The organism is Roseateles sp. (assembly GCF_036486225.1).
Taxonomy (GTDB): domain Bacteria; phylum Pseudomonadota; class Gammaproteobacteria; order Burkholderiales; family Burkholderiaceae_C; genus Roseateles.
In genome coordinates this window covers 1-7,171 of the sequence record NZ_DASVNZ010000373.1, presented here as the reverse complement: position 1 = coordinate 7,171, position 7,171 = coordinate 1, and the positions used below count along the sequence as shown (strand labels likewise).

General features: G+C 70.4%; 4 protein-coding genes and 2 pseudogenes. 3 read left to right on the top strand and 3 right to left on the bottom strand.

What is annotated here, in order from left to right:
• Positions 1-481, top strand: a pseudogene (locus VF536_RS24400) (hypothetical protein); the annotation flags it as partial.
• On the opposite strand, the gene VF536_RS24395 reads toward VF536_RS24400, so the two are convergent.
• Together VF536_RS24395 and VF536_RS24390 are read right to left on the bottom strand one after the other, a co-directional pair.
• Positions 459-2,084, bottom strand: coding sequence for a CHAT domain-containing protein (locus tag VF536_RS24395; protein ID WP_331617528.1), 1,626 nt, complete (start codon positions 2,082-2,084; stop codon positions 459-461). The pseudogene VF536_RS24400 and the gene VF536_RS24395 overlap by 23 nt on opposite strands.
• Positions 2,077-4,611: a GAF domain-containing protein gene (locus VF536_RS24390; RefSeq protein ID WP_331617527.1), complete on the bottom strand. Its 2,535-nt coding sequence runs from the start codon at positions 4,609-4,611 to the stop codon at positions 2,077-2,079. The genes VF536_RS24395 and VF536_RS24390 overlap by 8 nt, the downstream gene beginning before the upstream one ends.
• Positions 4,612-5,048: 437 nt before the next feature.
• Here VF536_RS24390 and VF536_RS24385 point away from each other — a divergent pair.
• Positions 5,049-5,429 (top strand): annotated as a pseudogene (locus VF536_RS24385) (CbbBc protein); the annotation flags it as partial.
• 74 nt (positions 5,430-5,503) lie between these two features.
• Positions 5,504-6,415: a bestrophin family protein gene (locus VF536_RS24380; protein ID WP_331617526.1), complete on the top strand. Its 912-nt coding sequence runs from the start codon at positions 5,504-5,506 to the stop codon at positions 6,413-6,415.
• A gap of 71 nt (positions 6,416-6,486) precedes the next feature.
• Here the strand turns inward: VF536_RS24380 and VF536_RS24375 are convergent.
• On the bottom strand, positions 6,487-7,171 hold a 685-nt coding region (locus VF536_RS24375), incomplete at its 5' end, for a PLP-dependent aminotransferase family protein (protein WP_331617525.1).

Below are 7,171 nucleotides of genomic sequence, written 5' to 3'. Positions count from 1 at the left end.
GGCGGCGCTGGCGCTCGGACCGATCGACAACGCCGTGGCCAACGGCTCCAGCATCGCCGTGATCGCCGAGTACCAGGGGCGGCGCATCGCGCTGCTCGGCGACGCGCACGCACCGACGCTGACCGCCACGCTGCGACGCCTGGCCGGCGCGGCGGGCGAGCCGCGCCTGCGGCTGGACGCGGTGAAGATGGCGCATCACGGCTCCGCCGCCAACCTGAGCGAGGACTTCCTCAGCCGGATCGACTGCGCGACCTGGCTGGTCTCGACCGACGGCAGCATCTTCAACCACCCGGACGACGAGGCGCTCCACACCGTCGTGCGGAACGTGCCGGGCGCACGGCTGCTCTTCAACTACCGCTCGGCGCGCACGGCGCCGTGGGACGAGCCGGCGATGCGCGCCGCGCACGGCCACCAGGCCATCTACCCGGCCGACGCCGCGGCGGGCCTGCGGCTCGATCTCATGACGGGGCGCCCGACGTGACCAGCATCGCCGAGGCCCAGGCGTTGTCCTGGCCTTCGTAGCGGCGGTACAGGCGCCGCCGCGCATGCCCGAAGGCGGCATCCAGCGAACGGCTGCGCTGCAGCATCCGGTAGAACAGCAGCGCCTGCACGGCCGCCGTGCGGTCGTTCACCCGGCAGCGGTAGCCCAGCACCGCGTGGATGCCGGCCTCCGCCGCCAGCGTCGCGAAACCGGAGTTGCCGCTCTCGCAGCTGCTCAGGTAGACGAAGCGCGTGTCGCGCAGGTAGCTGAGGATGTCGCCGAAGTCGACGCACTGCGGCTCTTCCTTCGGCCCCACGAACAGGAAACCCGTGCCGCCCAGTTGCCGTGCACCCGCCGGCTGGAAGCAGGTGTGGCCGGCGAAATGGATCAGGTCCCAGCCGCCGTCACCCAGCGCCGCCACCAGGCTGTCGCGGCTGAGCGGGCCGTCGAGCCCGATGACGGTGACGTTGCGCTCGTGGAAGAGCGGCTGGCCGCTGCGCGCATCGGGCCGCGTCAGCAGCTTCTTCACCCGCGAGCACTCGCGCCGGACCGCCGTCAGCGGCGCCAGTTGCAGCGCGCCGCCCTTGAGCTGGTCGTCATAGGCAGTGCCGTGCGTGTCGGCGCAGATCAGCAGCGCGCGGCGGGCCGCCACCGGACCGGCGAACAGGCTGCTCTGGCTTTCCTTGGACGCTGCGAGCCGGCGCGACATCGAGGCCGCCTTCGCCAGCCAGGGCACTTCCTGCGAGGGCTCGAACATCGCCTCGAGCAGCAGCGGATAACAGTCCTCCGACACCTCGAAGGTGATGCGGTCCGTCACGTCCTTGCCGGCGTCGCCGAGTTGCTGGAAGGCCTTGAGCCGCGCGTTCTCGCGCTGCAGGCGGAAGCTCTCCTGGTCCTCGCACAGCGCGATGCGGATGCTCTTGCCGATGCGGGAGAACTCCTTGTACCAGTCGGGCTCGTGCATGTACTGGGCCTGCCAGTCGAGCCGCGCCGACTTGCTCACCGTCAACGGCCCCGCGCCCTGGAACTGGAAATCGATGCCGTGCATCTCGAAGCGCCAGTTGTCGGCGATCGCGGTGACGCGGATGTCGAGGCAGGGATTCGGCGCCGCCACGCGCGCCCGGCCGCCCCGTGCGGCGAGCGCGCCATTCCCGGTGCCTCCTCCCGGAGCGCCGGCACCGCCTGCGTGGCCATCCGCATCGATGCCGTCCGCGTCGGGCGACTCCAATCCGAGCAGCTCCAACGCAAAGCTGCCCGCCGACGCAGGATCCGCGTGCAGCGTCACCCGCAGCCGGATGCAGGCCATGTTCAGCTCGGTGGTCATCGCCGGTGCCAGCAGCATCATCGGCGTGTTGCCGAGCAAGCGGACCTCGCGGCAGAACGCCAGACCGCCGTCCTCAGCCACGACCGCGCCCGCGTCGTCGGCCAGTTGGCTGCCCACGATGAGGTAGTCGAAGGGCTGGCTGGTGAGCAGCTCCAAGCCGGTCTCGCGGTTGGTCTCTTCCTGGATCGTGTGGCGGCCGAGCTGCCGCAGCTGCTTCTTGATCTGCGGGCCGAGACTGCCCTGCTGCTGCGGGCTGAGCACGAGGAGGATGTCAGCCATGGGCCCTCCGGCGCGGGAAGCTCAGCACGAATTCGGTGTCGCCGTCCGGCAGCACGCCCGCCTTGAGCGCGCCACCCTGGTTCTTCATCAGCTTGCCGAGCAGCGGATTGGCCAGGCGCAGGTCCGCCTGCGCCGCCTCGGGCGCGGAGAAGCGCTCGCCGTGCCGGCGCGCCGGCGGCAGCCGCCCGCGCAGGCGCAGGTATACGAGCTCGTCGTCGGGCACCAGCGTGAGCCGCACCATCGCCGTCTCCGGCGCCGCGCGCAGCAGCACCGACAGCAGGCTCTCGACGACGATGTGCATCTGCATGTGGTCGGCTTCCACCTCCACCTTCCGGACGGCGGTCTCGAACACGACCTTGCGGCGCTCCGACGCCGCCAGGCTGGCCAGCAGCGCGTCGATCTCGCAGTCGATCCGGATCGGGCTCGCGACGCGCGAGGCGACCCGCGCCTCGCGGTTGTACATGGCGAGCCGCGTGAACGCGTGCTTCACCCGCCCCAGCTGGCGCAGCACGGTCTGCAGCTCGCGGCCGCGGGCCTGCTCGCGCGCCGCGTCCGACTGGAACGCGGCTTCCAGCTGGTCCTCCAGGCAAGACATCGCCATGCCCAGCGGCGCCTGCGTCTCGACCGCCAGCTCGTAGGCGGTGTCCTCGAGGAACTCCAGCTGCACCGAGCGCCGGATCGGCCGCAGGTCCCGCGCGATGAACACGTGGCCGCCGAGCTTGCCGGGGAAGTCGCTCCGCGTGATGAAGACCGGGGCACCGCCCGCCTCGGCGCCGGCCGCAGCCGCGTCGGATGCGGCAGAAGGGACGGCAGAAGGGACGGCAGAGGAAGCGGCATTCGGCGCGGCATCGGGCCCCTCGTCGACGGCGGCGCCCGGACGGCACACGCGCAGCTCGCCGATGCGGTCGCCGGCCTCGGTGCCGTCGAGCAGCGCGGCCAGCGGCGCCGGGTTCTGGAACAGCGCCAGCAGGCTGCGCCCTTCCAGCGCCTTGCGCGCGACGCCGAACAGCGCCTCCGCGGCCGGATTCACGCGCCGGATCCGCAGCTTCGCGTCGGTCGCGATGATGGGGTCGGAGACGTTGTTGACGCACTCCGTCATCAGCGTCAGGTCGCTGATGCGCTCCATGGCGCCGGCGACTTCATGCGCGATGTCGGTGAGCTGCCGCACGTGCTCCCGCGAGAACGCGTTCACCCGCGGATCGTCGACGTTGACGATGAAGCGCACCCGCTCGCCCTCCGAGAACAGGATGGGCACCGCCAGCTCCGAGCGGATCGGTTCGCCGTCCGGCGTCGGGAGGTACTCGGCGTCGCGCGTGACGTCGGGGATCTTCTGCGGCGCGAGGGTCCGAGCGACCCGGCCCAGGATCCCCTGCTCGATGCCCTGCGAGTAGTCGCCCCACGACACCCCGGTATCCACGGCCTGGCCGTCGTCGCCGCGCCGGGCTGAAGCGACGCGCACGATCGCGTCCCGCGCGCTGTCGATCCGGAACAGCGACACGTGCTGCCAGTCGAAGATCTCGATCAGCGCGTCCGACAGGCAGCGGCATGCGCCCTGGATGTCGACGCAGCGGTTGAGCTCGCGGAACATCCGCAGCTGCCGGCGGTCGCGCACGCGCTCCGCATGGTCGAGGCTGCACAGCACCGCCTCGATCAGCGGCAGCTGGTTGAACAGCGCGAGGTGCTGCTCGTCGTACGCGCCGCGTTCGCGGCTGAGCAGGGTCATGATCGCGACGGTCCGCTCGTCCTCGCCCTCGCCGCGGGTGATGCGCCGCCACATGCTGGACTTGAGGTCCATGGCGTGCATCTGCCGGCACATCGGCTCGTCGGCCATGTCGGACCAAGGCGGCTCGCTCATCACCGTCTCGAAGTCGTGGACGCCCCCGTCCTGGCTCTCCATGAACCCGCGCTGCGCGGCGTTCAGCTCGTACCAGGCCGTCGGCACGTCCTGACGGAACGGCGGATGGTTGAAGACGATCTCGGATTCCCAGGCGCTGTCGTCCTCGACCACGCGCGACACCAGCATCAGGTCGAACGGCAGTTCCCGCCGCAGGGCCTCCGCGACCAGCGGCAGCAGGTCGGCGCGGCCGGCATGGCTCAGGGTGAGCTCGCGCACCTGGTCGGTCAGCACCTGGTGCTGCAAGCTGCGGAAGAAGCCCAGCGATCCCACGACCGTGCCGCGCTCGTCCATCAGCGGCAGGCCCGTGACTTCCACGGCGACCTGCCGCTCCGGATCGTCCTGGCAGGTCAGCGTGACGCGGTAGGCGCCGAGCTCGCGGTTGCGGCGCCCGCGCGTCTCCTCGTCGAGCACGCGCCCGGCCTCGCCGGCGAAGAGTCGGTCCAGGCGCAACTGGTCGACGTGCTCGACCCCGCTCATCGTCAACGCCGCGGCGTTGGCGTAGAGCACGTTGTTCTGAAGGTCGCGCTGGATCACGGCGATCCGCGAGCCGTCGAAGACCGCCCGCTTCATCTGTCCCAGCATCGCGGCGGCCGCCGCCGAGGTGGGTCGCTCTTGCGCGGAGTCATCCATGAGGCCTCCTCCCGGCCATCCCTGGCCCTCGTTGCCCTGCCACCATCCCTTGCCACCATCTCTTGCCAACGGCCTGAAGGCTACGCCGATCGGCCCGCCGGCGCCCCTGACAACATAGGGGTCCGAGGCCCGGGAGGCCCCATTTCATCGGTATTCCCCCGATGTCGACCGACATCTGGCCACCATTCCGTGGCCACGACGCCACGCGATGCTGGCGAACTGTGCTCCTTCGCGGCGGTCCGAACTGCATGCCCCACGCGGGGGCCCCGCTCCTCACCATGGAGCCCGGAGTGCGCCACCGCCTGCAATCCCTGGAGTCCCCGATGAGCAAGATGCCCCCCAGACCCTGGCCCGACCAGACGCACGAACCCGTCCTTCAGCGTGGCGGGACCGGCGCCCGGGAGGGTGCGGGTCCCGATTCGCCGCCGCCGATCAACGTCGCGTCGATCTGCCTGCAACTGAAGGCCGGCGGCGACGCCGCCGCGCTGACCGGAATCATGAAGGCGCTGCTGGCGCTGGATACCTGGGCCGGGAAGGAGGCGGGCATCCTGGACCGCGACTTCATCACCGCGCACATCGAGGGTTTCGACGCGCTCGTCGAAGACCTGTACGCCATCTCCTGGCTCGAGATCATGACGGAGTCCGGCCTGCGCCGCGCCGACCTCGAGGCCGTGGCGCTGGCCTACGCGAAGTCCCAGGCGACCATCGTCACCTACGGTCGGGGCATGACCGGGCACGAAAGTGGCACCGCCCAGGTGCGGCTGATCGCGGACCTGCTGCTGATGCGCGGCGAGATCGGCAGGCCCGGCGCCGGCGTCTTCTTCCTCGACATGCGCGAGCGGGGCGAACGCGATGGGCGATCGGCCGACGGCATGCGGAACGGGGTCTCGCCATGATCGTCCGACCGAGGCAGAGCTGGTTCCGGCTGCTGTTCGTGTGGCACGGCTCGGTGCTGCCGTCCATCCTGCCGCAGCTGGGTTTCATGGCGGCGGTCAGCGTGCTGGCCGTGGCGACGCACGGCCAGGTCTTCGGCGAGAAGATCCCGCTGAACGCGACGCTGATGACGCCGTTCGGGCTGACGCTGGCGATCTTCCTGGGCTTCCGCAACACCGCGAGCTACGAGCGCTTCAACGAGGCGCGTCACCTGTGGGGCAACCTGCTGATCGCCTCGCGCGCGCTGGTGTCCGAGCTGCTCTGCTACCTGCCCGACAAGGCGATGGCGAAGCCGGCGACGGACCGCCTGCTGGCGGCGGTCTACGCGCTGAAGCACGAACTGCGCGGTACCGATCCCGAGGAGGACCTGCTGCGCCTGGTCGGCCGGCGCGAGGCCTTCCAGCTGCGGCGCGATCCGCAGACCTCCAGCGCGGCGCTGCACGCGGTGCGTGAACAGCTCTGCAAGCTCCAGGACGACGGATTTCTCACCGACGCGCGCTTCTGGACCCTGGACGCGCAGCTCACCGAGATCGGCAAGGCCATCGGCGGCAGCGAGCGCATCGCATCGACGCCCATCCCCTTCGCCTACGGCGTGCTGCTGCATCGCACGGTCTACACCTACTGCTTCCTGCTGCCCTTCGGCCTGGTCGACGCGACCGAGTTCTTCACGCCGCTGCTGTGCGTGTTCCTCTCCTACACGCTGATCGCGCTCGAGGCGGTGGCCAACGAGGTCGCCGAACCCTTCGGCCTGGCGCCCAACGCGCTGGCGCTGGATGCGATGGCGCGTGGAATCGAGCGCTCGGTGCTCGCGCTGAGCGGACGCTCGCTGCCGGAGCGGGTCACGCCGACCGGGTCCTTCCAACTGACCTGATTGGCCGGTCCGGTCGGCTCGCCGCGGACCGGACCGGACGGGTCGGGTCGGGTCGGGCCCGTCGGCCCGGGTCAGCAATCCTGGCGTGCGCAGGTCGCGGCGAGCTTGCCCACGGTGATCACCGCCTGCTCGATGGCCGTGGACCATGGCGTGCTGTAGTTCAGCCGGATGAAGTGGCGATAGCTGTTGCTGACCGAGAACATGTAGCCGGGGCCGATGGTGATGCCGCGCTCCAGCGCCAGCTCGTAGAGGCGCAGACCGTCGATCGCAGGCGGCATCTCCACCCAGAGCACATAGCCGCCGACGGGCGACGAGACGCGAGTGCCTTCGGGAAAGAAGCGCAGCACGATCGCGCGCATGAGGCTCGCCTGCTGGGCGAAGGCCTTGCGCAGCCGGCGCAGATGCGCCTCGTAGCCGTCGCGCTCGAGAAAGCGGGCGATGGCGACCTGCGGCAGAGGCGGCGTCGTCAGCGTGTTGAGGAACTTCAGCTTCTCGACCTCGTCGCGATAACGGCCCGGCAGCGCCCAGCCGATGCGGAAGGTCGACGCCAGCGTCTTCGAGAAGGTGCCGCAGTGCAGGATCAGCCCGCGCGTGTCGTAGGCCTTGAGCGTGCTGGGCGGCACGGCGCCGTAGTAGAGCTCGTTGTAGACGCCGTTCTCGATCAGCGGCATGTCCAGCCGCGTCGCCAGCTCGACCAGCGCGCGCTTGCGCTCGTCCGACATCTGGAAGCCGAGCGGGTTCTGGAAGTTCGGCATC

Bases quoted from the DNA above. Each gene is read 5' to 3' on its own strand.
- VF536_RS24395 (WP_331617528.1), bottom strand. From the start codon at position 2,084: ATGGCTGACATCCTCCTCGTGCTCAGCCCGCAGCAGCAGGGCAGTCTC.
- VF536_RS24390 (WP_331617527.1), bottom strand. From the start codon at position 4,611: ATGGATGACTCCGCGCAAGAGCGACCCACCTCGGCGGCGGCCGCCGCG.
- VF536_RS24380 (WP_331617526.1), top strand. From the start codon at position 5,504: ATGATCGTCCGACCGAGGCAGAGCTGGTTCCGGCTGCTGTTCGTGTGG.